The 25,560-nt window shown below is 52.2% G+C and carries 21 protein-coding genes; 16 read left to right on the top strand and 5 right to left on the bottom strand.

Translation table 11 applies throughout. The annotated features are described in order from the left end of the window. From mmsA to ACXAFR_RS00380, 13 genes are all read left to right on the top strand, one after another. Nucleotides 1–1,545, top strand: a complete 1,545-nt coding sequence (gene mmsA, locus ACXAFR_RS00440) for a multiple monosaccharide ABC transporter ATP-binding protein (RefSeq protein WP_475170504.1) — start codon at nucleotides 1–3, stop codon at nucleotides 1,543–1,545. After that, nucleotides 1,546–2,754, top strand: coding sequence for a multiple monosaccharide ABC transporter permease (mmsB, locus tag ACXAFR_RS00435; RefSeq protein WP_475170497.1), 1,209 nt, complete (start codon nucleotides 1,546–1,548; stop codon nucleotides 2,752–2,754). Beyond that, nucleotides 2,751–3,689: a Gfo/Idh/MocA family protein gene (locus ACXAFR_RS00430; RefSeq protein ID WP_475170492.1), complete on the top strand. Its 939-nt coding sequence runs from the start codon at nucleotides 2,751–2,753 to the stop codon at nucleotides 3,687–3,689. The genes mmsB and ACXAFR_RS00430 overlap by 4 nt, the downstream gene beginning before the upstream one ends. A gap of 26 nt (nucleotides 3,690–3,715) precedes the next feature. Further along, nucleotides 3,716–4,645 (top strand): dihydrodipicolinate synthase family protein, encoded by a 930-nt coding sequence (locus tag ACXAFR_RS00425; protein ID WP_475170490.1) that lies wholly within the window; start codon nucleotides 3,716–3,718, stop codon nucleotides 4,643–4,645. 27 nt (nucleotides 4,646–4,672) lie between these two features. Further along, nucleotides 4,673–6,418, top strand: a complete 1,746-nt coding sequence (araD, locus tag ACXAFR_RS00420; protein ID WP_475170487.1) for an L-arabinonate dehydratase — start codon at nucleotides 4,673–4,675, stop codon at nucleotides 6,416–6,418. A 34-nt stretch (nucleotides 6,419–6,452) separates the two neighbouring features. Continuing rightward, nucleotides 6,453–7,961 (top strand): aldehyde dehydrogenase (NADP(+)), encoded by a 1,509-nt coding sequence (locus tag ACXAFR_RS00415; RefSeq protein ID WP_475170485.1) that lies wholly within the window; start codon nucleotides 6,453–6,455, stop codon nucleotides 7,959–7,961. After that, a complete protein-coding gene (locus ACXAFR_RS00410; RefSeq protein ID WP_475170482.1) occupies nucleotides 7,961–8,827 on the top strand; it encodes an SMP-30/gluconolactonase/LRE family protein in 867 nt (288 codons plus the stop codon). Before ACXAFR_RS00415 ends, ACXAFR_RS00410 begins: the two co-directional genes overlap by 1 nt. A 392-nt stretch (nucleotides 8,828–9,219) precedes the next feature. Beyond that, nucleotides 9,220–11,463, top strand: coding sequence for a TonB-dependent receptor (locus tag ACXAFR_RS00405; protein ID WP_475170476.1), 2,244 nt, complete (start codon nucleotides 9,220–9,222; stop codon nucleotides 11,461–11,463). Between the two features lie 171 nt (nucleotides 11,464–11,634). Then, the gene (locus ACXAFR_RS00400; RefSeq protein ID WP_475170470.1) at nucleotides 11,635–13,476 is read left to right on the top strand and encodes an ABC transporter ATP-binding protein; all 1,842 of its coding nucleotides are present in this window, start codon (nucleotides 11,635–11,637) and stop codon (nucleotides 13,474–13,476) included. Continuing rightward, complete coding sequence (locus tag ACXAFR_RS00395) at nucleotides 13,473–15,311, top strand: ABC transporter ATP-binding protein (protein WP_475170465.1); 1,839 nt, start codon at nucleotides 13,473–13,475, stop codon at nucleotides 15,309–15,311. Before ACXAFR_RS00400 ends, ACXAFR_RS00395 begins: the two co-directional genes overlap by 4 nt. Before the next feature lie 136 nt (nucleotides 15,312–15,447). After that, nucleotides 15,448–15,777: a YbjQ family protein gene (locus ACXAFR_RS00390; RefSeq protein ID WP_475170459.1), complete on the top strand. Its 330-nt coding sequence runs from the start codon at nucleotides 15,448–15,450 to the stop codon at nucleotides 15,775–15,777. Continuing rightward, entirely contained in the window at nucleotides 15,778–16,254 is a 477-nt protein-coding gene (locus ACXAFR_RS00385) for a YbjQ family protein (RefSeq protein WP_475170454.1), read from the top strand. Between the two features lie 45 nt (nucleotides 16,255–16,299). After that, nucleotides 16,300–17,163, top strand: a complete 864-nt coding sequence (locus ACXAFR_RS00380; RefSeq protein ID WP_475170450.1) for a M48 family metallopeptidase — start codon at nucleotides 16,300–16,302, stop codon at nucleotides 17,161–17,163. A 195-nt stretch (nucleotides 17,164–17,358) separates the two neighbouring features. Here ACXAFR_RS00380 and ACXAFR_RS00375 read toward each other — a convergent pair whose 3' ends face one another. After that, nucleotides 17,359–18,129: an SDR family oxidoreductase gene (locus ACXAFR_RS00375; protein WP_475170448.1), complete on the bottom strand. Its 771-nt coding sequence runs from the start codon at nucleotides 18,127–18,129 to the stop codon at nucleotides 17,359–17,361. 93 nt (nucleotides 18,130–18,222) lie between these two features. Between ACXAFR_RS00375 and ACXAFR_RS00370 the strand changes: the two genes are divergently transcribed. Then, a complete protein-coding gene (locus ACXAFR_RS00370) occupies nucleotides 18,223–19,119 on the top strand; it encodes an AraC family transcriptional regulator (protein ID WP_475170445.1) in 897 nt (298 codons plus the stop codon). Between the two features lie 70 nt (nucleotides 19,120–19,189). On the opposite strand, the gene ACXAFR_RS00365 is transcribed toward ACXAFR_RS00370, so the two are convergent. From ACXAFR_RS00365 to ACXAFR_RS00355, 3 genes are all read right to left on the bottom strand, one after another. Continuing rightward, on the bottom strand, nucleotides 19,190–20,083 hold the full coding sequence (locus ACXAFR_RS00365; RefSeq protein ID WP_475170442.1) for a LysR family transcriptional regulator: 894 nt from the start codon (nucleotides 20,081–20,083) through the stop codon (nucleotides 19,190–19,192). Nucleotides 20,084–20,342: 259 nt separating this feature from the next. Then, entirely contained in the window at nucleotides 20,343–21,131 is a 789-nt protein-coding gene (locus ACXAFR_RS00360; protein WP_475170440.1) for a carboxymuconolactone decarboxylase family protein, read from the bottom strand. Then, nucleotides 21,106–21,615, bottom strand: coding sequence for a (R)-mandelonitrile lyase (locus ACXAFR_RS00355; protein WP_475170434.1), 510 nt, complete (start codon nucleotides 21,613–21,615; stop codon nucleotides 21,106–21,108). Before ACXAFR_RS00355 ends, ACXAFR_RS00360 begins: the two co-directional genes overlap by 26 nt. A gap of 315 nt (nucleotides 21,616–21,930) precedes the next feature. Here ACXAFR_RS00355 and ACXAFR_RS00350 point away from each other — a divergent pair, with 315 nt between their 5' ends. Next, entirely contained in the window at nucleotides 21,931–23,133 is a 1,203-nt protein-coding gene (locus tag ACXAFR_RS00350; RefSeq protein WP_475170429.1) for an MFS transporter, read from the top strand. Nucleotides 23,134–23,489: 356 nt separating this feature from the next. Next, entirely contained in the window at nucleotides 23,490–24,260 is a 771-nt protein-coding gene (locus tag ACXAFR_RS00345) for a glucose 1-dehydrogenase (protein WP_475170423.1), read from the top strand. A gap of 44 nt (nucleotides 24,261–24,304) precedes the next feature. Here the strand turns inward: ACXAFR_RS00345 and ACXAFR_RS00340 are convergent, their stop codons facing one another. After that, complete coding sequence (locus ACXAFR_RS00340; protein WP_475170421.1) at nucleotides 24,305–25,552, bottom strand: MFS transporter; 1,248 nt, start codon at nucleotides 25,550–25,552, stop codon at nucleotides 24,305–24,307. Nucleotides 25,553–25,560 lie beyond the last annotated feature (8 nt).

Below are 25,560 nucleotides of genomic sequence, written 5' to 3'. Positions count from 1 at the left end.
ATGTCGAGTGCGTTGCTTGAAATGCGGGGCATCACCAAAGAATTTCCCGGCGTTAAAGCGCTGAACAACGTCAATATCAGCGTTGGCCACGGTGAAGTTCATGCCCTCTGCGGGGAAAATGGTGCGGGTAAATCCACTCTGATGAAAGTGCTGAGTGGCGTCTATCCTTACGGTCAATTTAGCGGCGACATTCTGTTTGAAAACCGGCCAATGGCGTTTTCCGGAATTGGTGACAGTGAATCTGAAGGTATCGTCATCATCCACCAGGAATTGGCCTTGGTGCCCGAGCTATCCATTGCGGAGAATCTATTTCTCGGTAATGAAGTCGCGAGGGGAGGAATGATCGATTGGCCGGAAACCTACCGTCGAGCCATGGCGTTACTGGATAAAGTCGGTCTAAAAGAAAGCATTCACGAACCGGTTGGGAAAATCGGTGTGGGCAAACAGCAGTTGGTGGAAATTGCCAGGGCACTGTCGAAAAAAGTCCGGCTGCTTATATTGGATGAACCCACGGCATCACTGCAGGAGGACGACAGCGAAAGGCTGCTCAATCTGATTCTTGAACTGAAATCCCAGGACGTCTCATCCATTCTTATCTCCCATAAATTAAACGAAGTTAAGCGGGTTGCTGATCACATTACAGTTTTGCGTGATGGCGCCAGTATTCAAACCAGAGACTGTCGGGCACAAGGAGTGAGTGAAGATACTATTATCGCAGATATGGTCGGCAGAGAGATGACTCAACGATATCCCTTACGCAGGGCCAGCGTCGGTAAAGACGTACTGCTTGAGGTTTGTGATTGGCAAGTCGGTCATCCGGAAAATCCAGCTAGGGAGGTCATTCGAGGCGTTTCCCTAAGCCTCAGAAAAGGCGAAATTCTGGGTATTGCTGGTTTGATGGGGGCGGGACGAACAGAGCTGGCGTTGAGTCTGTTTGGCAGAAGTTACGGACGTTGGATCTCCGGTGATATTCGACTGCACGGGCAGGTCGTCGATATGTCGACCGTTTCAAAAGCGATCGCCAACGGGGTCGCTTATGTTACCGAAGATCGTAAAGAGCTTGGTTTAATTCTGGATGAGTCCATTCTCAATAACACCACACTGTCGAATTTGTCGGCGGTCGCTCAGCGGGGAATGATTTCTGCAGGGCGAGAGTATGAGATTACCGAACATTATCGAAAAACCTTGCGCATCCGTTCGTCGAGCGTTTTTCAAAAAGCGCTCAATCTGTCCGGTGGAAATCAGCAGAAGGTGGTGCTCAGTAAATGGCTGCATACCGAACCGGAGGTTTTGATATTAGACGAGCCTACACGGGGCATAGACGTCGGTGCGAAATACGAAATCTACAGCCTTATCAATGAACTTGCTGACCAGGGAAGGGGGATTATTGTGATCTCGTCGGAGATGCCGGAACTTCTGGGCATGTGCGATCGCATTTTGGTGATGAACGAGGGGCGATTTGTCGGCGAACTTGAACGGGGTTCTGCAACTCAAGAGGCCATTATGTCGATGATCATCAACGATGGTAAGAAGAGGGCACACTGAATGCAAAATACCAACGCTTACCTGACGGGCAAGCCCGACAATAATGACGCGACGGTGAGACGCTATTTTTCTACGCACGCCCGCGAATACGGCATGCTTGGCGCGCTGGTCGTTATCATCATCTTGTTCCAAATTCTCACGGATGGGATTCTCCTCAAGCCCGCAAATCTCACCAATATTTTTCTGCAGAACAGCTACATCATTATTATGGCCATCGGCATGTTGCTGGTTATTGTTGCGGGACACATCGATCTTTCGGTCGGGTCTGTGGTGGGTTTTATTGGCGCTCTGGCTGCGGTAATGACCGTCTATTGGGGGTTGCCTACGTGGGCGGTTGTGCCCGCGTGTCTTTTCGCCGGTTTGCTAATCGGTGCGGCCCAAGGCTATTGGATTGCCTACTGGCGCATCCCGTCCTTTATCGTCACTTTGGCTGGAATGCTCGTTTTACGGGGGTTGACGTTGGTCATTCTGGAGGGGCAGTCTGTGGGTCCCTTCCCACGTGACTTCCAACTTCTGAGCACCGGTTTTTTGCCGGGATTGTTCGGGGTTGATTCTCCCAATTTAACCGCGCTTCTTTTGGGATTGCTTACGGCGCTTGCGGTGGTTTGGCTGGCGTTGCGGCAGCGTCGTCAAGGTGGTCGCTACGGTGTTACAGAAGAGCCGCTGTCTTTCTTTACCGGACGAGTGGCGATTACCGCGCTGGCATTTCTCGCTGTTGCGGTATTACTCGCGACCTACAGGGGACTGCCAAATGTCCTAATTGTGCTGGCGTTGATGATCTCAATCTATAGCTTTCTTACCAATCACAGCACTTTGGGGCGACGCATCTATGCATTGGGTGGCAATGAGAAGGCGGCCAGGTTGTCGGGAGTCAATACGCAACGTCTAACCTTTTTCACTTTTGCCAATATGGGCATGTTGGCCGCACTCGCGGGAATTATTTTTGCGGCGCGATTAAATACCGCAACCCCCAAGGCGGGTCTTTCATTTGAGCTGGATGTTATCGCTGCGGTTTTTATCGGTGGTGCATCCATGTCTGGCGGTGTCGGCAAAGTCACCGGTGCTGTCATCGGTGCATTGATCATGGGCGTGATGAATAACGGCATGTCCATTCTTGGCGTTGGTATTGATTGGCAGCAGGTTATCAAAGGTTTGGTGTTGCTCGCCGCGGTTATTTTTGATGTGTACAACAAAGGTAAGCACCGATGATCCGAAAGATTGCGCTGGCAGGCATTGGTGCCATTGCTCGTACACAACATATCCCTGCACTGAACGACAACCCCGATTGGATGTTGGCTGCGACCGTTTCCCAATCCGGTGGCATTGACGGCGTCGAGAATTTTACATCGATACATTCGCTGCTTGACGCGCGTCCGGACATTTCCGTGGTTTCGCTTTGCGTGCCTCCCTCTGTCCGATTTGATATGGCGGTCGCCGTCCTAGAATCCAGTCGCCATCTGATGCTCGAAAAACCCCCCGGAGCAACGGTGCGTGAGTGTCAGGTTTTGGCAACTTTGGCAGCCAAAGCCGGTGTCACTCTGTTTGCCACTTGGCATTCACGAGAGGCGGAAACCGTGGATTTTTGTCGCGCCTGGCTTGCGGATAAAACCGTTGAAGGATTCACAATTCATTGGCAAGAGGATGTCAGACGTTGGCATCCCGGACAGGAATGGATCTGGCAACCCGGAGGTCTCGGCGTGTTTGATCCAGGCATCAATGCCTTATCTATTTTGACAAAAATTCTTCCCGATTCGGTTCTTGTCACGGCTGCGACGCTGGAAACACCGCGCAATCGGCAGACACCCATTGCCGCTCACCTGCAGTTGAAAACGTCGAGTGGCGCCAGTGGCACGGCAACCTTTGATTGGCGCCAGGCGGGGGATCAAGTGTGGGAAATTCTGATTGATACGACAGTCGGGCGACTGCACCTGACAGACGGAGGCGCTGGTCTCGCAATTGATGGTGTTGTCCAGTCGAATGCCGAAAGCGGTGTCACCCTGGTGGATGAATATCCCCGTTTATACCGACGGCTGACTGACTTGATTGAGCAGCGGCAATCCGACTGTGATGTTACGCCGCTGCAGCTTGTTGCCGATGCTTTTATGGTTGCTTCCCATAACACCACCGATCCCTTCGAATTTTAACTCAGCGAAACACCCAGGACAGCGTCATGTTGAATGAGAGCCAAAAGAGATTAACAGGAATATTCCCCGTGGCGCCAACGCCATTTCACGCCGATGGACGTGTCGACAGTGAGGGCATGTGTCGGGTGTTAGATTGCATGATCGATCAAGGCGTCGATGCGATCTGTATTCTGGCCAATTATTCTGAACAGTTTGTGTTATCGGATGACGAGCGATCACAGTTAACCCGAATTTCACTGGAACATGTCGCCGGCCGCAAGCCGGTGATCGTTACCATCAGTCATTTCAGTACCGACGTTGTGATTGAGCGGGCACGATATGCCCAGGCGATGGGCGCCTCGTTACTCATGATGATGCCTCCCTACCATGGCACTTTGCTCAAAGCGAATGATGAGGGAATTTTTGAACATTTTGACCGGGTAAGTCAGGCCATCGATATCCCGATTATGGTTCAAGATGCGCCGTTGAGTGGCGTCAATCTCTCCGTGCCGCTACTCGCGAGAATGGCCGCGGAAATCGAACAGGTGAGTTACTTTAAGCTGGAATGCCCTTTTGCCGCGGATAAATTAGCGGCGTTAATTGAACTGGGCGGTCGGGACATCATCGGTCCTTATGATGGGGAGGAGGCGGTCACGCTTTTAGCCGACCTCGACGCGGGCGCCATCGGCACGATGACCTCCGGTACGTTTCCTGAGTTGATACGCCCGATCGTTACCCACTATCTCGCTGGGGACAAAGCGCAGGCGTTGGCACAGTGGCAGAGGTGCTTGCCTTTGATCAATCACGAAAATCGCCAGTGCGGTCTACGCGCCTGTAAGACCGTATTTATGGAAGGTGGGGTGATTGGCAGTGATTTCGTGCGCCATCCTCAACAACCGATGACAGCACGTACTCGAGAGAGACTTTTGCAATTGGCCAGAGATCTTGATGTTCTGGCATTGCGTTGGGGTAAGTAGGTTTAATTGTGGAGAAGGACTCAGCCAATGAGCAGTTTTAAACCGAAGGAATGGCCGCGCAAACTGCGTTCTACGGAATGGTTCGGCGGTACCAGTCGAGATCATATCTATCACCGCAGCTGGATGAAAAATCAAGGATTGCCAAGCGACTTGTTTGATGGTCGTCCGGTCATCGGCATTTGTAACACCTGGTCGCAATTAACGCCGTGTAACGCCCATCTGCGCGATCTTGCTGAGCGTGTTAAGCACGGAATTTACGAAGCGGGCGGATTACCTCTGGAATTTCCGGTTTTTTCCGTTGGTGAGAGTTCTCTGCGGCCCACGGCAATGATGTACCGAAATCTGGCGGCGATGGATGTTGAAGAAGCTCTGCGCGGAAATCCACTGGATGGAGTTGTGCTGTTGGCAGGTTGTGATAAAACCACTCCCGCCTTATTAATGGGGGCTGCCAGTACCGATCTACCGGCGATTGTCGTTTCCGGTGGACCCATGTTGAACGGTTGGTTTCGGGGGGAGCGCGTCGGTTCGGGTACCGCTCTCTGGCAAATGTCTGAAGACATAAAAGCCGGAAAAATGAGTCAGGATGATTTTCTCGAAGCCGAGCAAGCCATGTCCCGCTCACCGGGTTCCTGTAACACCATGGGTACTGCCAGTACCATGGCCAGTATGGCGGAAGCGCTGGGTATGGCGCTATCCGGTAATGCTGCGATTCCGGCAGTGGACAGTCGGCGTCGCGTGATGGCGCATTTAACTGGACGCCGCATCGTGCAAATGGTGAAAGATGATCTTAAACCCTCCGATGTGTTGACCAAACAGGCGTTTGAAAATGCCATTCGGGTTAATGGTGCCATCGGAGGATCGACCAATGCGGTTGTGCACTTGCTGGCAATTGCCGGTCGTGTTGGGATCGACCTGACGCTGGATGACTGGGATCGGTTGGGACGGGAAATGCCGACGATCGTTAATCTTATGCCCTCCGGTAAATACCTCATGGAAGAGTTCTTTTATGCGGGCGGCCTACCCGTGGTCATAAAAAATCTGGCGGAGAGCGGCAGGTTGCACAATGAGGCGATAACTGTATCGGGAAACACGCTGTGGGAGGACGTTCGCGATGTCAAAAACTGGAACGATGACGTGATTCTGCCGTTCGACAGGGCGCTGACGCAAAGCGGCGGCATTGTGGTAGTAAAGGGAAATCTCGCACCCCGCGGTGCGGTTCTGAAACCGTCGGCGGCGACACCGGAACTGATGCAACACCGAGGACGGGCCGTCGTCTTTGAAGACATCGACGATTACAAAGCCAAGATTAATGATGAAGAGTTGGACGTGGATGAGACCTGCGTGTTGGTGCTGAAAAACTGCGGACCACGGGGTTATCCCGGTATGGCGGAAGTGGGCAATATGGGATTGCCGCCCAAGGTTCTGCGGCGCGGTATTACCGATATGGTCAGGATATCTGACGCCCGTATGTCCGGGACAGCATATGGCACCGTGTTATTGCACACAACTCCTGAAGCGGCTGCCGGGGGGCCTCTGGCTGTGGTTCGAAATGGCGATATGATCGAGCTGGATGTCGCCAATCGCCGCCTGCACCTGGATATCTCTGACGACGAACTCCAGGATCGTTTGTCGTCATGGCAGTGTCCTGTCGAAGTGCCTGCTGGAGGCTACGCGAAACTCTACCACGATCACGTGCAGGGGGCAGATACCGGTGCCGATTTTGATTTTCTAAAAGGGTGTCGTGGCGCCAAGGTGCCTAAAGACAGTCACTAACGTTCAGTCACAGGAATAAATAAGGGACATTGCTATGTTTACAGGTAAGCATCTTATTGGCGGCGAGTGGGTCGCCGGTTCGGCAACCATGGTTTCATCCACCACCGATGGTGAAGGGCATGTCTTTGCGGTCGCCAGTGCCGATGATGCGGCAGCGGCAGCCGTCAGTGCCGAAGCCGCGTTTGCCAGCTACAGCCAGACGACCCGCCAGCAACGGACAGAATTTTTAACCACTATTGCCGAAGAAATTGACGCTCGTGGGGAAGCCATAACCACGACCGGATGTCTGGAAACAGCCCTGCCGGAGATGCGACTCAACGGTGAACGCGGACGGACCACGGGCCAGCTTAGGCTGTTTGCCGATCACATTCTTGCCGGTGACTATCTGGATCGACGGCATGATCCTGCGCTGCCGGATCGGCAGCCCTTACCGCGCCCTGATCTGCGTTTGATGCAACGCCCCTTGGGGCCGGTAGCTGTATTCGGCGCGTCCAATTTTCCGCTGGCATTTTCTGTCGCCGGAGGCGATACCGCATCGGCATTGGCTGCCGGCTGTCCGGTGGTGGTTAAAGGTCACCCGGCCCACCCGGGTACGGGTGAATTGGTGGCAGATGCGGTGAATACCGCGCGCGAAAAATGCGGTCTGCACCCCGGTGTCTTCTCGTTTATTCAGGCGGGTGGTAACGCAGCCGGCGCTGCGTTGGTCACTCATCCACGAATAAAAGCGGTGGGGTTCACCGGCAGTCTTGCCGGTGGGCGGGCACTGTTTGATCTCTGCGCTCAACGATCCGAACCCATTCCATTTTTCGGTGAATTGGGTTCCGTTAACCCGATGTTTTTGTTGCCTAATGCCATGGCAGAGCGAGCCGCGGAGTTAGGCACCGGTTGGGCGGCATCCTTAACCATGGGGGTCGGTCAATTCTGCACGAATCCGGGGGTCGCGGTCGTTCTCGATGGTGCAGACGCTGATACTTACATCGATGCTGCGGTGCGTGCTCTGGCTGAACAGGGCGAACAAACCCTGTTAACGGAGTCCATCGCTCAGGCCTATTGCGCGGGTAACGAGCAGTTCGTCAGTTATAGCGGTGTTGAACAGCGGGTGGTTGCCAGCTGCAGTGAACGCCGTGTTTCTCCGGCACTGTTTGAAACGACTTTTGATACCTGGGTGAATAATCCGGCGATTGCCGAGGAGGTTTTTGGTCCCCTCGGAGTTGTTGTTCGGGTGTCTTCCATCGAGCAAATGCTCAGTCTCGCTTCCGAGCTCGCCGGTCAATTAACCTGTACCTTGCACCTGAACGACGAGGATGGGGAGATCGCTGGAGAGTTGCTGCCGGTGCTTGAGCGCAAGGCGGGCAGAATACTGGCGAACGCCTTTCCCACCGGTGTGGAGGTTTGTGATGCTATGGTCCACGGCGGGCCTTATCCAGCATCGACAAACTTCGGGGCAACGTCTGTCGGCACGATGGCCATTCGTCGGTTTTTGCGGCCCGTGTGTTATCAGGGGATTCCGGAACAGCTTCTACCGTTGGATCTGCAAAGCTGATGGCGAATGTTCGCGTCGCAGATGCCCGAGTTTGTACGCTTGGCGAAGGGCCTTTGTGGCATCCGCTGCGGGAGCAGCTGTTCTGGTTTGATATCGTCGGTAAAAAACTGCTGACCCGTGTTGATGCTTCGCCTGAGTACTGGTCGTTTGAGGAGCCGTTTTCCGCCGCAGGATGGATTGATCGCGACACTCTTCTAATGGCCGGAGAATCCGGTTTGTACCGATTCAACCTCAACACGGCGGAACAGACTCTGGTGTGCTCCGTCGAGGCAGACAATCCGCGTACCCGTTCAAACGATGGACGCGCTGATCCCTATGGCGGGTTTTGGTTTGGCACCATGCATAAAGACCCGAGCGCCGGTCCGGGCGCGATCTATCGATATTTCGACGGCGAGTTGCGGGTGGTTGTGCCAAGGATCACGGTTCCCAATGCCATCTGTTTTTCTCGCGATGGCCGTTACGTGTATTACGGCGACACGGCGGGCTTTGCGATTTATCGGATGGCTTTAGATACCAAAGAGGGCTGGCCGTGCGAAGCGGCGGAGCCGTTTATCGATACCTCCCGCTGTGGATTGCATCCTGACGGAGCGGTCATCGATGGGGCGGGGCAGTTGTGGAATGCCCATTGGGGCGGGGCGGCCGTATCCTGCTACTCACCCGAGGGTGTTTTGCAGCACAGAATCCACTTTCCCACGTCTCAGACCACCTGTCCTGCGTTTGGTGGCGCGGGGCTAACAACCCTTTTTGTCACAACGGCGACGGAATCTTTGTCCCAGGCAGAGCGGGTTCGGCAGACAGACGCCGGCGCATTATGGTGTCTCGATGTGGAATCTCCTGGGGTGGCCGAACCCGCCGTAAAGGTGTAAGAATCTGTGTTTTTATTTCCTTATCGGTTGAATCTTTGACAATAGCCTTCGGGTATCACACACAGGTCATAAAGAGTTGATCGTTACTTCCCAAGCTGTTTTACGCTGACAGGCGACGACTTTTCTCAGTATTCATCTCGCCCACATCTGTTTTCGCGGATTTACCTATCTTTTAGGATTAGATTGGTTTCGAAAAGGGTGTCCACTAAAAATTTTGTTTCTAGAATAGCTCCTCAGGCGAATCGCACATTAGACAGTCTGTTGAGATCCCTGCACGATTCGACTCAAGTAACCATCGCCTGACTGTGAATCTGCATGCCGTCTGCTCACAGTCGAACGCCATCACTATGGCGAATCACTAAAAAGATAACAATAACCGAGGGCAAAGTGCTATGAAGCAAGGCACACTCTATCCGTCTTTTCTATGCGTAGCGATATCAACGGCCGTGGCCATGCCGGTGGCTGCTATGGAGCTAGAAGAGGTAACCGTTACCGCACGAAAAAAAGAGGAAAGCATTCAGGATATTCCTGTTGCTGTTACGGCGATTGCCGGGTCTGATATCGAACAGGCATTTACCCTGGATACGACGGGACTGCAGGCGTTCGCGCCCAACGTCGTGTTCGATACGGTGGAAATGGGGACACCCGGCGGCGGTGGTTTTTCTATCCGAGGTATCAGCTACCAGGATGTAGATAAAGGGTTCGATCCGACGGTATTGGTCGCCGTTGACGATGTCCCTTTGGCGACGGGCACCGGCCAGGTGTTCGATATGATTGATATTGAACGCATTGAAGTTCTGCGCGGCCCCCAGGGAACCTTGTTCGGCAAAAACGTGGTGGGCGGGTTGATCAATATTCATCGGGTTAAACCGGTACTTGATGAAGTCAATGCCAAGGTCCGGGCGCGCTATGGCGAGTACGATAAGTCTCAGGGGGACTTCCTGTTTAACTATGGTGAGGAAGGCTGGGCGTTAAAAGTCACCGGGGGCATCTCGCGACAGGGTGAAGGTTATCTGGATAATATCGCCGGTGGTGATCTCTGGTATCGCGACACCGATCGATTTGGTACCCATTTGCTGTGGGCGCTCAGCGATACCTTTACGGCAGAATTTATTTACGATTACAGCAATCAGGAGGGAGACCCCGGAACGGTATTTAACACATCGGCCGGTGTGTCCGATAACGTGTTCGGCGGTGATACTTTCTGTGTGCTTTTGGGCTTGACCTGCAGTCCCGATGCCGGGGTGCCTTCCACCAACAGTCGCGACAAGGGCGCCATTAATGCGCCGCAATGGAATGAGCTGGAGAAGCATCAACTGACCGTTCGAATGACCGCCGATATCAGTGATGACCACACACTGACCTACGTGGGCAGTTTAATGAAGTCTGATGATGATCAAGCCATCGACGGCGATGGTCATACCGATACGGTTTATCACATTCATCGCTGGGGGGATTACGAGCAATTTACCCACGAATTGCGTTTAAGCCGAGATACCGGCTCAAACTTTACCTGGCAGATGGGCATGTTTAACTCCTTTGCCGAAGGAACAACCAATCAGATGACACTCGTGTCGGTGCCGCCCTTGTCCCGGGAATTTGGCCGCACAACGTCCGATTCCTACTCGTTTTTCGGCGAGGGCGATTTGGCATTGCTGGACGACAAGCTCGTTCTCACCGCGGGTGCCCGCTACATCAATGAGACCAAAAAGCTGGCGCGGGAAGTCTGGAGTGATGCCGATGATCCGGATTCTATTAATTTAGGACCGAATGCCGGAGGCAGTGTTCAGAACTCTAAAACCATCTACCGACTGGGTGCGCGCTATCATTTCACAGACAATGTGATGGCGTACATTACCCGCTCGACGGGGTTTCGCAGCGGCGGTCTGTCTCCCAGAGCCATTGATCCCTATTATCTGGAGCAGGGCTATGATCCAGAAGAGCTGACTAACACCGAGGTGGGTATTCGTACCACATTGTTTGACGACCGGCTCAACTTCAACGTCACCGCGTTCACCATGGATTACGATGACATGCAGATCGAATTGGCGATCGCGGCGGAGCGGCCACCTGGCACTCAGAATTTTGTGGTCAACGCTGGTAAAGCCACCATTCAGGGGGTGGAAGTCGATTTTAATGTGCTGATTACCGACTGGTGGCGACTCTCGGGTAACGTGGGGTTGCTGGACAGTGAGTACGATGAGCTGTTTGTGAACCTCTATGGATTCAGTCCGCTGGGCGTCGAATATGACGCCAGGGACGAGTCGAATCTGGATTTGCGTCGGTCACCGGAAATGAGCTGGGGCTTGACCTCAACCATGAACTGGCAGACCAGTGTTGGGGATCTCAGCTGGCGGATGTCTTACAGTTGGACCGATGAATACGAGGCGACCACCACCAATTATCCCGAGTCCGGCGTCGAAGAGACGGGACTGCTGGATTCATCGATCTCACTGGACATGGAAGACTGGATGTTCTCGTTGTACGGTCGTAATCTCACCGATGAGGACAGCTGGACCCACAATTATGTGGTGAACGCCTTTCGGGAAGATATCGATGGTAACGGCGCGACCTGGCGCTTCGCCCAGCGGCGTCCGCCGAGAGAAGTCGGTATGGAGGTGGTTTACAAATTCTGATGCCGGTTTCCTCTGGCGATTGACGGCCATGGACGGGGGAGCGGATCTCTGTTTGTGATCCGCCGTCCCTCGTCTTTTTGATCAACCTAGGCCTTCCCCTGAGTCTTGATGTGGCGGTAAAGGATCCAATACCGTCTCGACTATCGAAGTTCGCCGGTGCAATGCGCTACAATGGATGTCATTGTAAGCCTGCCTGCGTATCTGATGTCCTCTGAATTACCTTCCGCGCCAAGTAATTTGCGCTTTTTTTTCCATTATCTGTCCCGCCACAAGTGGTCCTATATCGGTGGCATTTTGGTACTCCTGCTCACCAACTGGTTTGCGGTGACCATCCCCGAGCATATTGGCATTGCCATCGATTTGTTGAAGGATTCTGTCAGGGAGCACCACGCACAGTTTATTGACAATATTCTGCTCATCAGTGGATTGGCGTTGGCGATGATGGTGTCCAGGACCTTATCACGCATGTTGTTTTTTAATCCCGGGCGGGCCATTGAACGGGATTTGAAGGACGATGCTTTTTCACGCCTTACTCTGTTGCAACGGGATTTTCACGAGCAGCATCCCACCGGCACCTTAATTTCCATTGTCAACAACGACATCAGCGGCATTCGCGCGTTGGCCGGTGTGGTGATGTTGCAGTTGTTTAATATTTTGTTCGCTCTGTCACTAACACCTTACAAAATGTGGCAGCTTTCTCCTCAGCTGACACTGTTCTGTATGATTCCTGTGGTGGCGACCTTTCTCATTACGACGCGGGCCATAGGTCGCATGCGTAAAATGACCAAGCAGCGTATGGAAGACCTGCAGGAGCTGTCGACCCATTCGGTGGAATTGCTTTCCGGTATCGAAGTGATCAAATCCAACCAGATACATCCGTGGGCTCAGCGCGAATTTTCCAAAGATAATGATGTGCTGTTGCAGCGCTCTCTGTTGCTCGCAAAAATTCGAACCCTCATTTTGCCACTGTTGGGTTACACCGATCGGTTAATGAAAGTTCTTATTCTCGCTGTTGGCGGTGCACTGGTGATTCAATCCGGTTTTTCTCTCGGAGACCTGGTGGCGTTCTTATCCTATGCCACTTTGCTGGCAATGCCGTTTTTCTCCATGGCGATGATTTTCTCATCCTTGCAAAATGGCATCGTCTCTATCGAGAGTTTGCGCAGGATTCTGGATCGCCCTACGCAGACCCAAGATGCCCAACATCTGCCGGATCCGCAACGAGACCAGCTTTTTAGCGCGGGTGTGCACGTCAAAAACCTAACCTATACCTATCCGGGACAAGATCAGCCGGCGCTCAAAAATATTGATTTCGACATTCGTCCCGGTCAAACCATTGGGGTGTTAGGGCAGGTCGGGGCGGGTAAATCCACACTGGTGAACTGCCTTAACCGCCATCTGGATATCGAGCCTGGCAGAATTTTTATCGATGACCACGACATTACCCAGCTGTCCCGGAAAGATCTGCGCAGTGTGGTGCGCACCATCTCACAGGATCCCTTTCTGTTTTCCGATTCCGTCGCCAACAACATTCGCTTCAGTGCGGAGGACGAGAAGCTCGACAGTCTCGAAGATGTGCTCTACCAAAGCGACTTACAGGATGACGTGGCTCAATTTCCCGAGGGCGATCAGACCCTGGTTGGCGAAAAAGGTATCTTGCTCTCTGGAGGCCAAAAGCAGCGCTTGAGTCTCGCCAGGGCCCTTTACTCACCGTCGAAGTTGATGATTCTGGATAATATTCTATCGGCGGTAGATAACGAGACCGAGCGCTTTCTGCTGGGGCAGATCTTTGAACACCTGCAAGGGCGCAGCATTCTCATCGTGTCGCACCGCGCGACCGTCCTGGAGCGCGTCGACACCATGCTGGTGCTGGACAAGGGTGAAATCGTCGCCCGCGGCACTCATGAAGAGCTGTTGCGCGCGTCGCCGCTCTATCGAAAAACCTGGTCTTTACAACAGCAGGAGGGTGGCTTGGCCACCTCTGAAGCGTCACGAGAGGAGATGACGTCATGAGTTCTGATCGCGCTCGCGTTAATCCCTCTACGTCAGAATGCTCCCGTAAGGCTGTAGAAAAAGGCGGATTTGACTGGAATCTCATCAGTCGTTTTCTGGTGTATCTGCGTCCCTATCGCAAGCAGGTGATCATCGGCACCCTGGCGGTGCCAATATCGATCGCCGCCAGTGTGCTGTTTCCCTGGTTGATCATGCACATCATCGATACCCAGGTGGTGACGGGAGAGTTCAATCATCTTTACTGGTGGAGTGGATTATTGCTGCTGGTTCTGGTGGGCAATTATATTGGCGATGCTTTATTCAGCTTTTGTTTGCAGACAGCCGCCATTCGAGCCATACGGGACATGCGTGGCGACATGTTTGCCCGGGTATTGGCGTTTCCCCGGAGTTATTTCGATAAGACGCCCATCGGCGTGACTTTGACACGGCTGACCAGTGATCTGGAAGCCGTGAATGACTCCTTTGCCCAGGGCTTACTGGGGATGGTGCGGGACGTGTTAACGACGTTGGCGCTGCTGATTTTCCTGTTTTCCATCAATTGGAAACTGGCCCTGATGTTGGTGTTGCTGGGGCCGCCGACCTATTTGGTTACCGAGGCGCTACGCCGTCGCCTGCGGGATTCTTACGCAACCGGCCGCGTGGTTTTGTCACGGGGTACGGGGTATTTGCAGGAGTGCCTCAACGGCATTAAGACTGTCCAACTCTATTCAGCCGAAGAGCGCGTGCAAAAGAAATACGGCGAGTACACGCAAGGGTTTTATGACGCCCAGTCTCGCTCAAATTTTTACGATTCGGCGCTCTTTGCCATAATTGAAGGGATTACCACCATCGCCATGGCGCTGATTATCTGGTTTGGCGCCAAGGAAATTCTGGCAGCGACCATCAGTTACGGGGTGCTGATCGGTTTTACTCAGACCTTGGATCGCATCTTTGTGCCGATCCGCGATTTTACCTCGCAAATTGCGTCCATTCAGCGGGCGTTGGCGGCGTTTGAACACATTGAGGAAATCTTCGAACAGCCTCTGCAAGAGAGCGCTAAGGTCACACCACCTACAACTTCTGCGGTGGGTAGACGTGCCATGAATGTTCGGGAAGAGGCGTTTGAATCACTCGTTTTTGACCGGGTGTCTTTCCGCTATACACCGACTGGACCCAAAGTCCTTTCTGAGGTTTCGTTTGAGCTCTATCGCGGACAAAAGATTGCGTTGGTCGGCACTACGGGCTCGGGCAAATCGACCATTCTGCGCCTGTTGACCAAAACTTATGAGAGCTACGAGGGTTCGATTCGATTAAATGGCCGTGAGTTGCGGGAACTGCCGCTCGCGGAAATCAGCCGCTTGTGTTCGTTGATGCAGCAGGATGTCTTTCTGTTCAATGAGACCGTCGAATTCAATATCAGCCTTGGCCGTGAGGGAATTGATCGGGAGGATGTGATGGCCGCGGCTCGCTATGTCTACGCCGATCACTTTATCGAGCAGTTGCCCGAGGGCTATCAATTTTATCTGCAGGGTAATGGCAGCAACCTGTCGGCGGGGCAAACACAGCTCATTGCGTTCGCCCGGGCGATTGCCGGGGGCAGCGAAATTGTCTTGCTGGACGAAGCCACCAGCTCCGTCGATTCCGTCACTGAAGAATGGATACAAAAAGCCATTGACCATGTGTTTGAAGACAAAACGGTGATCGCCATCGCTCATCGATTGAGTACCATTCAGCACTCGGATGTCATTTTGGTTCTGGATCGAGGACAGATCATCGAACGAGGCACCCATCAGGAATTGATGGCCATGAAAGGCTTTTACAGTAACCTGGTGCAGGAACTGCCTGAGAGGGGATGACCACACCCCATGCGCTTAACAGCGAAGGGTGTGACCATCTTCTCGCAGGCGTGTACAACAGCGCTGATACTCTCAGCTACACTGATTGAGATACGGAAATTTTCGCCTCAATAGGCGGTTGATGGAGAAAAGCACTATGGCTGCAATGCTGATCAGTAATATCGAGACCGTGCCCGGCAAGCAGGTGACCCGTCATTTGGGCCTGGTGCAGGGCAGTACTGTACGCGCCAAACACGCTGGAAAGGACTTTCTGGCAGGGTTAAAAAATTTGGTCGGGGGTGAACTTAAGGGATATACGGAGTTGCTGTCAGAAGCCCGTGACGAGGCTCTTCAGCGCATGATTTCCCAAGCGGAAGCCATTGGTGCCAATGCGGTGATCAATGTGAGATTCTCCACGTCTTCCATCGCTGCAGGTGCCTCCGAGATCATGGTCTATGGCACGGCCGTCTGTATTGAGGATGTGTGAGTGGAAGCCTTCTTTCAGCTTGGCGTATTTCTGATTCTTTTGACCATCGGCTATGTCTTCGGCCGCCGGGCAGAAAAAAAGCATTACCAAAGCATCTTTGCCAGAGAAGACGAAATGCGCTCACTGGTTGTCACCAGCGACCGTTTTCCTCCCCAGGAATTTCTCCAGCATGGATCCGGTCTGGTACAGGGCAATGTGGTGGTATCCATCGATTATTTTAAGCTGATCGCCGCCGGATTGCGCTCTCTGGTTGGCGGGCGTCTGAGCGCCTATGAGTCGCTGCTTGACCGCGCTCGTCGGGAAGCCTTGTTGCGAATGCAGGAGCAGGCAAAGTCGGTCGGCGCAGAGGTTATCATCAATACCAAGTTTGAAACCTGCCGGGTTTCTGGCGAAGCGGGTCGGGGTCTGGGATCGATCGAGGTTTTGGCGTACGGTACCGCTTTGATCCCTGTTGCCGGTCGCAACCTGGCTGGCTAAACCTTATTCTGAGTCGCGTGTTGCAACGATAAGGCGATCATCAACATGCCCTTTGCCAAACAAAACCCCAAGCTACCTGAGGGTATAAACAGCTCCGAAGCAAACCCATTAGTCGAGTTTTTGTGGTTGCTTGCGGCGATTGTGGTGATTCTGGTTGTCGTGATCTCTCTTGCGGTCTTCAGCGCCCGTGCACTGTCGCCTTATATCCCCTTTCACTATGAAGAAAAACTGGTTGATCGCTTGGGTGGGAATGCGTTTATCGGTCAGCGGGAACAGCAGTTATCAGCGGCTGCTCAGGCGGCGACTCGGTCGTTGCAGACCTTGGGCGGTGCACTGGCGCAGCGCGCTGATCTGCCGGACGGCATGACCCTCAAGTTTCACTTTTTGGTGTCAGAAGATCAGCCGAATGCCTTTGCAACCATCGGCGGGCATATCTTCGTAACGGCGGGACTGGTCAAGTCGGTGTCGTCGGAAAATGCGCTGGCAATGGTGTTAGCGCATGAAATCGCCCACGTAAAAAGGCGCCATCCAGCCCAGGCGCTCAGCAGTGGTTTGGTGGTGCAGCTCTTTCTGGGCGCGTTTTTAGGTGGGGATCAGGGCGCGCTATTGCGGGGCTTGTTGGGACAAACCGGACATATGACGCTGTTGAGTTTCAGTCGCTCGATGGAAGCCGAGGCTGACACAGAGGCTTTGGCAACCCTGCAGAGCTACTATGGCCACCCCGGCGGTGCGGATGAATTCTTCGGCAAGATGCTCGAGGCGGGGCATCAATCCGGTTGGCGCGAAATGTTCGACACTCACCCGGATGTTGCCAAGCGTTACGAGAAGATGGAAAAGGCGATTACTGCGGCCTGTGCGCAAGCTTGTCCGTTGCAACCTCTGGATGTGCGTCTGCAAGGGAAATTTTAAGGGGCCTTTGCGCTTAATGCTGACTCTATACGGATCTCAAAAAGGTATTTACCCCGTTGAAATCCGCTTGTTTGGTTCACCGTCGCCTTATTCTTTCAGTCTCACCGACATGATTCAATTCCTGCCGAGTAGACGTTAAACGCCCGCGACTGATAGCGATCATAAAACGATTCAAGTGCTTGGCATTTTTACGTTTTAGGCGCAAAAGGGAGAGTGATTTTGTGCCTCTTTTAGCCAGAATTCTGCGTCGTCACCCGCGGCGGTATAGAAGGGTGCATTTTCATCGTTCGCTGTTGCAAAAATGGCATGTGCGACATCTCCAGCATGAGTCACCAACGAGTCGGTGTCGCTGACCATTTGAATAAATTCGTGCATCATTTTTCCGTAGGCGGGATCGTCCATTCCTCCAAATAGAGCTCGTGCGTTCTCTCCGAATTTTGTCTCCGGTGAACGTCCAGGCAATACGATATGGACGCGTATACCAAAGGGCTTAACTTCTAATGCTAATGATTCGCTCCAGGAATTGAGCGCCGCTTTACTTGCACGATAGAGTCCAATGATTGGCAGCGCCTTGGTCGTTACTGAGGATGAAACATTGATGATGATCCCTGAACCTTGCTGCCTCATCAAAGGTAGGAATCCTTGGGTCAATGACAAGGTGCCTAAGACGTTAGTGTTCATTAGATGCTGAGCTGTTTCGGCCGACGTAAGTTCAACGGGTATGGGGGCTCCAATGCCCGCGTTGTTTACCAATACATCGATTGTGCCAACCTCTTTTACCAGCTTATCAATGCTGCTTTTAGAGGCGATATCCAGAGGCAAAATCGTCAAAAAATCACTTTTAGGGAAAAGCGCTGGAGCAGGTGTTCTCATCGTCGCGATGACTTTCCATCCCTTTTCTAAAAAGAGGTTTGCGGTGGCAAGGCCAAAACCAGACGAGCATCCGGTGATTAATACTGTAGGCATAATGAGTTTCTCCGTAGACTGGAGTTGAGATCATAGGCAACCGATTGTGGATTTTATATAATTTATCGTCCTGGTTAATTTAGAGGTAGTCCAATGCCTGATCCCTTGACCGATATTGTGGCGTTACTCAATCCGAAACCTTCTCATGCAAAACATGTTGAAGGTGCTGGAGCTTGGCGCATTGTTCGTGAGGGTGGGGGTGAGGCGTTTTTCTGCGCTGTATTGGAAGGTAAATGCCTGATCAATATCAACCAGGAGGGTCCCCAGTTATTGGTTGCCGGGGATTTTATGTTGATTCCCGTCGTGCATTCACTTGAAAACACCAACACTGGCACAGTCGGTACAGCGGAAGTTTCGTCGCCAATCATGATCGAAGCTGGCCATGTGAGAATCGGTTCCTCGACAGGAAAGCCTGACCTTTTGATGTATCTGGGACATTGCGATTTCGATACTCAAGACAAACAACTCATTCTTTCTCTGCTTCCGAAAGAGGTTCATATCAAAGAGCAAGCGCGCTTTTTAAAGATGTTTGAATTGCTTTTAGATGAAAGTAAGGCAGCACGGCCGGGCCGTGAGGTTGTATTAGTTCAGCTTTTAAAATTATTACTGATTGAGTCTTTACGCGGGCATGAAGACTTATATAAATCCAAGGGGATCCTGGCGGGTCTACAACACAAAAAGATTTCTTTGGTGCTGAATAAGATCCATGAAGATCCCAGCTTCAATTGGCAGACAAGGTCACTTGCCGATCTGGCATCCATGTCTAGATCATCGTTTTTTGCAACTTTTAGCAAAGTCGTCGGTATGCCTCCCATGCAATACTTGCTCTTCTGGAGGATGTCTCTAGCGAAAAAGGCGTTGTTATTTACCAACGCTAAAATTGAACAGATTGCATTTCAAACAGGATATCAATCTGCGAGTGCTTTTATTGTCGCTTTTAATAAATATGTTGGAATGCCGCCCGGAGTATTTAGAACCCGGAGTGTTTAGGAATTGCGCTATCTGAGTTAGGAAAGCGTGCTATTCCGTTCTTCAATGAAAGTCTGCTTTATCGGTGACTTTATTTTCGATGTCGAAGCGCATCAACCAAGGCAATAAAGGCGGGTGATGATTGGCGCCGGTTGGGATAGTAGAGATAGTAACCTTCCCAGTAAGGGCTCCAGGGCTGCAAGCAGCGCACCAAGCGACCGGTTTCCAGATAGGGCAGAGCCATGTGTTCGGGCACGTACGCCAGTCCATAACCGTCGACCGCAGCATCCAACACATGAAAGATATGATTGAACGTTAATTGACCTTCAACACGGATTTTAAATTCCCGACCATCTTCTTCAAATTCCCAGGCATAGAGTCCGCCAGAGGTTGGCAACCGCATATTGATGCACTGGTGGTTGTGGAGTTCCTGCGGCGTTTTCGGCGCTGGCCGCTTTTTAAAATAATCCGGGGTACCAACGACACAAAATCGAAAGTCGGGGCTGATGCGAGCGGCAATCATATCTTTGGCCAGCTGTTCACCCATGCGCACACCCGCATCGAAACGCTCGCTGACGATGTCGCTTAATCCATTGTCCATGCTGATTTCGATATTAATGTCCGGATAGTCCAGCAGAAACGGTTTGAGTTTCGGCCAGAGGGCATAACTGATGGCGAAATCCGATGCGTTGATTCGAATGGTTCCGGCAGGTTTTTCCCGAAAATCGCTGAGGGCCTCCAGCTCAATTTCAATCTGATCAAAATGAGGGCCAATACCCTGCATCAACCGCTCGCCAGCTTCCGTAGGTGATACTGCCCGCGTTGTGCGAGTCAGTAGACGGATGCCCAGGCGGGCTTCCAGTTGACGAATGGTATGACTGAGGGCGGATTGCGAAACACCGAGTTTGGCGCCGGCCTTCGTAAAACTGCCTTCTCTGGCGACGGCGAGAAAGGCAATCAGATCGTTGACGTTTTCCCGAGGCAATGGTGAATTCCTTCAATGAATAGGGGGGCTATTCATTAAAATAGCTTATCTATATCGCGCGGCTCAATAGATGCTGGTGCTGACGGAGGCTGTCAAGAGGAGGAATGATTGGGGATTTTGACGGTGAGACATCGGCGTCCTTGCCGAAGACTACGGTATTTTTCGAAAGAACAAAGCGGTGTTGGGGGTGGAGTTATGATTTATGAGAAATCCTCACTAACCCAAACACATTTTCTCAATAAAGACAGATCGCGGTCGTTTATTCAGCGCTCATCGCTTGATTTAGGTTGCTGCCCGGATTTAAGCGGTGAGGGGTTCTGGCACTGAATTGACTCAAGGTGTCGGCATAGTCTGCCAGTTGCTGATCTGTTAAACCGGCATTTTGGCTGATTCTGAGGTGCGAGCTGAGTTGTGATTCTACGCCATCCATCGCGGAAAGCATCGCCACTGTCGCCAGTTCTCGATCCTGCCAGCTGAGGTTGTTGCGAGTGAAAATGTCGCCAAACAAATGGGTTTTCAGGTATTCGTCAATGGCTGGAGCAAATTCAAACAGCGGCCCGGAGATGGTTCTTCCCGTCAGCTCAGTTTGGTTTTTCGTTCCCGCATTCAACAGAGCCTCGCCGGTGGGAATCGATGCAGAATTGTCCTTACCGGGGTTGTCTTCAATACCCTGGGATTTCCGCTCTTCGAGAACGGCCATAAATTCCTTGAGGGCATTCAGACTGCGGGGAAAGCCTGCGTAGGCATAGAGCTGGGTGAGAATTTCTTTGATATCGCTGACACTGAGTCCAGCGTCCAGCCCCATATTCAGGGCATGATTTAAGGATGTCATATCGCCCATCGCGGAAGACGCAGCGATGGGGCCGATGGCAAGTTGCCGTTCGGTAAGTTCCAAGCTGCTTTCGCTTTTTGAGGGCGACGTTTTTTGTTTATCTTCTGCCGTGATTTCAGCACTGAAGAGAAAGCTGAGGGCGCTAAAGGCCATGACAGCGATTGATCGCCACACAGGGGTGAACGGTGACTTACTTGTTAGGTTGATACTCTGCATCGGTGACTTTCTCCATCCATTCGACGTTACTGCCATTCACCTGCGCCGTCACTGCCAAATGTGTCATTGCAGTTTCCGGTGTTGCGCCATGCCAGTGTTTTACGCCCGGAGGACAGATAACCACATCACCCGGACGAATAGTTTGTACGGGTTTGCCCCATTCTTGGGTTAACCCAACACCGGAAATAACCACAAGTCTCTGGCCGGCAGGGTGGGTATGCCAGGCTGAACGAGCGCCCGGCTCGAAGGTGACGTAGGCGCCAGAGGTATTTAGGGATGCATCCGCTTGCCATACTCGGTCAATCCTCGCCTTACCGGTGAAGAAGGTGTCCGGCCCGGAGATAGAGGCTGACGATCCCGGCGGAATAATACGTTGTGTCGGTTTTTCACTGGATTGGCCTGCTGTTGCAAAGGTGGCGCTACAAAAAACAGCACTCGCTGTCAGGAGATTGGCAAGCGTCTTGGCTGTCGGTGCAAAGGTCATGGTGATAAACGTTCCTCAGGCTTCTAAAATGCTTACGGTTTTCTACACTAGCATTAATGATTTTCGGACTTCATCAATTTGCGGCGCATAGGGCTATGAGAGAAACTCATTAAAGCCGCCTATTGAATGTTCTGGACGGGGATGGCACTCTCGAAATCAATTGTTGAATGTTATTCATTAACATATCCGTTTTAGGCAGGCTAGTTCATAAATTGTTTACGCCGTATATTATTAGCCTTCGATTCACCGTGTTTGAAGTCCGCTTCGCCTTGAACCTCAGTGGTTGGGTTTCTTCGTTTTTGGAATATCCTGTTCGTGTCAATCCCCTTTAAAACCTCTAAAACTGCGAACGCCCCTGCCTGGGGGGCTGTGTTTGCGATGTCTCTCTGTGTGTTTGTGTTAATCGCATCGGAATTTATGCCGGTCAGTCTGCTCACGCCCATTGCTTCAGAATTGGTGATGACCGAAGGTCAGGCCGGGCAGGCAATTGCCATATCCGGAATCTTTGCCGTGCTCGCCAGTCTTTGTATTGCGCGTTTGGCAAGAGCTTGGGATCGCAAACATATTTTACTGTTTCTGACGCTCTGTATGGGTATGTCGGGAGTGCTAGTATCCGCGGCGCCCAATGCCGTCGTGTTTATGTTGGGGCGGGCGCTACTTGGTATTGTTATCGGCGGTTTTTGGGGGCTCTCGACGGCGGTGGTCATGCAGTTGGTGCCTCCCGCGTCGGTATCCCGTGCATTGGCGATGCTCAATGGTGGCAATGCTTTGGCAGTTGTCATCGCTGCTCCGGTAGGCAGTTACCTGGGAGATTTTATTGGCTGGCGCGGTGTCTTTTTTACGGTGGTGCCATTAGCACTGTTGGCTCTCTGTTGGCTGTGGTCCAGTCTGCCGAACTTGCCCGCGAAGCGAGATGCTCGCGGAGGCAATGTATTTCGGTTACTGAAAAATCCGACGGTTGCTTTTGGGATGGCGGCAATCCTGTTTTTGTTTATGGGACAGTTTTCTCTCTACACCTATTTGCGACCCTTTCTAGAGCAGGTGACTGGTGTCAGCATCGGACGTCTGTCGACCGTATTGTTTGTCATTGGTGTTGCCGGAATCCTGGGAACGATGCTCATCGGTCGATTTCTCGATAAGTCCGTCATCATTGTCAATTGCATCATCCCGTTGCTGTTAGGCGTAGTAACCCTGGGATTGATCGCCTATGGGCAGAATCTGTTTGCGACTGTTTTCTTACTGGCGCTATGGGGTTTGATCACCACACCTGCGCCTGTCGGTTGGGGCACCTGGTTGTCTCAGACATTGCCGGAGGATGCGGATACCGGTGGTGGCTTAATGGTGGCGACCATTCAATTTGCCATTACTCTAGGGGCAGGTTTGGGCGGCATGTTGGTCGATCGTTTTGGCTATGCTGCAACGTTTAGTTGCAGTGTGCTGTTCTTTTATTTGTCATCCATTTGCGTTTTTCTGTCTTTCCGTGCTCGTATCGTTCAATTAATCAAACCTACGGAATAATTAACCCTGTCTAAACACGGTTGGAAAACACGGTTGGAAAACACGGTTGGAAAACACGGTTGGAAAACACGGTTGGAAAACACGGTTGGAAAACACGGTAAATAAATCCTATTCGGTCGGATCGCCGCATCGAGCTTAAATGGGTGTCTTTACGGCGTGCTTTTTAGGTCGCGCCTTTATTTCAAATTGCTCGGTAGTCAACGCTGTTCGGTTGTCGTTTTTCTATCGCTTGCACATTTGTCTCTGCTCGCAGCCGTATTCATTAGCTGTCTTCATTATCGTTAATACACGCTTCTTCGATGGCAAGGAAACGATCATGCTTAGCTTCGATGATTCAAAAACGATTATGAGGGTGTATGAAAAACGTTAGTTTTCATTTTGACGGCCAGGTTGCCCTGGTCACCGGAGCCGCATCAGGTATGGGCTATGCGACAGCCAAGGCGTTTGCCGACGCAGGCGCTTCTGTCATGCTCGCGGATGTTCATGCCGATAGCCTGGATGCTGCTGTCGCGACCATTCGTTCTGAAGGAGGAGCTGCCGAAGGTGTCGTCTGTGATGTCACTGACGAAGATCAGGTAAAGGCCATGATCGAGGCAACGGTGGATACGTTTGGCGGGTTGGATATGGCATTTAACAATGCCGGAATCCAGGTGCCAGCGGTCGACGCTGCCGATGAACCTGCAGACAGTTTTGATAAAGTTAATGCGATCAATCTACGGGGAATCTGGGCTTGTATGAAGCACGAGCTGCAAATAATGCGAGAAAAAGGGAATGGTTCGATCGTTAATTGTTCTTCTGTCGGAGGCTTGGTCGGTCTGGAAAAGCTGGCGTCTTATCATGCGTCCAAACACGGCGTTATCGGTTTAACCAAAAGCGCCGCACTGGATTACGCCAATCGCGGCGTTCGGATTAATGCTGTCTGTCCGGGCACGATTGATACACCGATGGTGGCAGATATGCTTGCCAAAGGCGTTCTCTCCGATGAATTTCTGGCGATCAAACAGCCGATAGGTCGTTTGGGCCAGCCAGAAGAAATTGCAGAAGCGGTTTTGTGGTTAAGCAGTTCCGGCGCGTCATTTGTTTTGGGCCAAGCGCTGGCTGTCGATGGTGGTTTCACTACACAGTAGAGTAGTGAGCGTGATCATAGCAGCCAGTCAGCCTAATGCAGAGATTAGGTGACTGCCGGTTCCACCATTCTGTTTTTCTTCGGCCTAAGTTGCGTCAAGCATACCGGTGCGATCAGAATCAGGCCGAAGAAAATCGCAAAAGAGAGTTGATAGTTTCCTGTCCAATCGTAAAACACACCGCTGAGCCAAATGCCTAATCCGCCTCCCAGGGCATCCATCACAGTAATCGTGCCGAGTATTTTCCCCGCGGCTTTTAGTCCAAAACTGTTGACGACAGATAGCTGCACCATGGAATAAACGCCACCCCAGCCCAGCCCGAAAATCAAAATTGCGAGGGTTATGACCGACGCCTGCATGCTGGCAAGGCACGCGGAGCCGATGGCCATGGTGAGAAGGTTGAGAAAAAACAGTCGTAATGGATTGAGGTAGTCTGCGGCATAGCCAATTAAAAACTTGCCAATTAGAGCGCAGAAAAACAAAAGGCTGATGGCATTGGTTGCCTCCTGGCTCGCAAAGCCAAGGTCGCGCATATAGAGAAAGATATGCGCCTGTGCGCCAAGCACCGAATAAAACGTACACATGGCGATGGTGGCCAGTGCCCAAAAACGAACGGTTTTTAAGGCGTCTCGATACTCCATTCCCTCACTCAGAGGATCGTTTGCTGTCGCATCGTCGTCTGTGGGGGATTCGGCTTGATCCTGATCACTGGATTTATCCGGCTGGTTGCGAACCCAAAGCGCGGTGATCACCGCCATCGTCAATGGAAACAGAGCGGCGACTTTGAACGAGAATTGCCAGTTAAACTGCTCGGTCATGTAGGTGCCATATTGTGGCAACAGAATGCCGCCGAGGCTGGTGCCGACCAGCACCAGTCCTATCGCCGTTCCCCGGCGCCGGTGAAACCAGCGCGACACCAGGATCAACGCAGGGTTGAGGCCACACAGCGTCAACACCAAGCCGAATAAGGCGTGTATCAGGTAGACCTGCATCAAACTGTCAACCGTGCCGTACAGCCAATAGCCAACGGCCAGCAGTAACCAGCCGCAGAACATACAGATGCGTACGCCGATACGGTCGATCAGGCTGCCGACAAAGGGGGCCAGTAGGGCGGATACGCCAAAGGTAATCAAGTCGCGGAATTTTATCGCGCCGCGCTCCCAGCCAAACTGTTGCTGTAATGACTCATCGTAAACGGAGAGACCGCTGATGGTCATCCCGTTGGAAATCGTCAGGGTGAGGCAGGCAACGCCGGCCATTATCCAGGCGTAGGTGGAGAGTTTCGAACTGGCCATCGAGATGA

The organism is Pseudomaricurvus sp. ABR4_320 (assembly GCF_056159445.1).
This window is presented reverse-complemented; position numbering and strand designations above follow the sequence as displayed.

Coding starts and splice junctions, on each gene's coding strand:
- araD (WP_475170487.1), top strand. CDS start 4,673: ATGAGCAGTTTTAAACCGAAGGAATGGCCGCGCAAACTGCGTTCTACG.
- ACXAFR_RS00415 (WP_475170485.1), top strand. CDS start 6,453: ATGTTTACAGGTAAGCATCTTATTGGCGGCGAGTGGGTCGCCGGTTCG.
- ACXAFR_RS00400 (WP_475170470.1), top strand. CDS start 11,635: ATGGATGTCATTGTAAGCCTGCCTGCGTATCTGATGTCCTCTGAATTA.
- ACXAFR_RS00430 (WP_475170492.1), top strand. CDS start 2,751: ATGATCCGAAAGATTGCGCTGGCAGGCATTGGTGCCATTGCTCGTACA.
- ACXAFR_RS00375 (WP_475170448.1), bottom strand. CDS start 18,129: ATGCCTACAGTATTAATCACCGGATGCTCGTCTGGTTTTGGCCTTGCC.
- ACXAFR_RS00370 (WP_475170445.1), top strand. CDS start 18,223: ATGCCTGATCCCTTGACCGATATTGTGGCGTTACTCAATCCGAAACCT.
- ACXAFR_RS00355 (WP_475170434.1), bottom strand. CDS start 21,615: ATGACCTTTGCACCGACAGCCAAGACGCTTGCCAATCTCCTGACAGCG.
- ACXAFR_RS00340 (WP_475170421.1), bottom strand. CDS start 25,552: ATGGCCAGTTCGAAACTCTCCACCTACGCCTGGATAATGGCCGGCGTT.
- mmsA (WP_475170504.1), top strand. CDS start 1: ATGTCGAGTGCGTTGCTTGAAATGCGGGGCATCACCAAAGAATTTCCC.
- ACXAFR_RS00390 (WP_475170459.1), top strand. CDS start 15,448: ATGGCTGCAATGCTGATCAGTAATATCGAGACCGTGCCCGGCAAGCAG.
- ACXAFR_RS00410 (WP_475170482.1), top strand. CDS start 7,961: ATGGCGAATGTTCGCGTCGCAGATGCCCGAGTTTGTACGCTTGGCGAA.
- mmsB (WP_475170497.1), top strand. CDS start 1,546: ATGCAAAATACCAACGCTTACCTGACGGGCAAGCCCGACAATAATGAC.
- ACXAFR_RS00345 (WP_475170423.1), top strand. CDS start 23,490: ATGAAAAACGTTAGTTTTCATTTTGACGGCCAGGTTGCCCTGGTCACC.
- ACXAFR_RS00425 (WP_475170490.1), top strand. CDS start 3,716: ATGTTGAATGAGAGCCAAAAGAGATTAACAGGAATATTCCCCGTGGCG.
- ACXAFR_RS00395 (WP_475170465.1), top strand. CDS start 13,473: ATGAGTTCTGATCGCGCTCGCGTTAATCCCTCTACGTCAGAATGCTCC.
- ACXAFR_RS00405 (WP_475170476.1), top strand. CDS start 9,220: ATGAAGCAAGGCACACTCTATCCGTCTTTTCTATGCGTAGCGATATCA.
- ACXAFR_RS00360 (WP_475170440.1), bottom strand. CDS start 21,131: ATGCAGAGTATCAACCTAACAAGTAAGTCACCGTTCACCCCTGTGTGG.
- ACXAFR_RS00380 (WP_475170450.1), top strand. CDS start 16,300: ATGCCCTTTGCCAAACAAAACCCCAAGCTACCTGAGGGTATAAACAGC.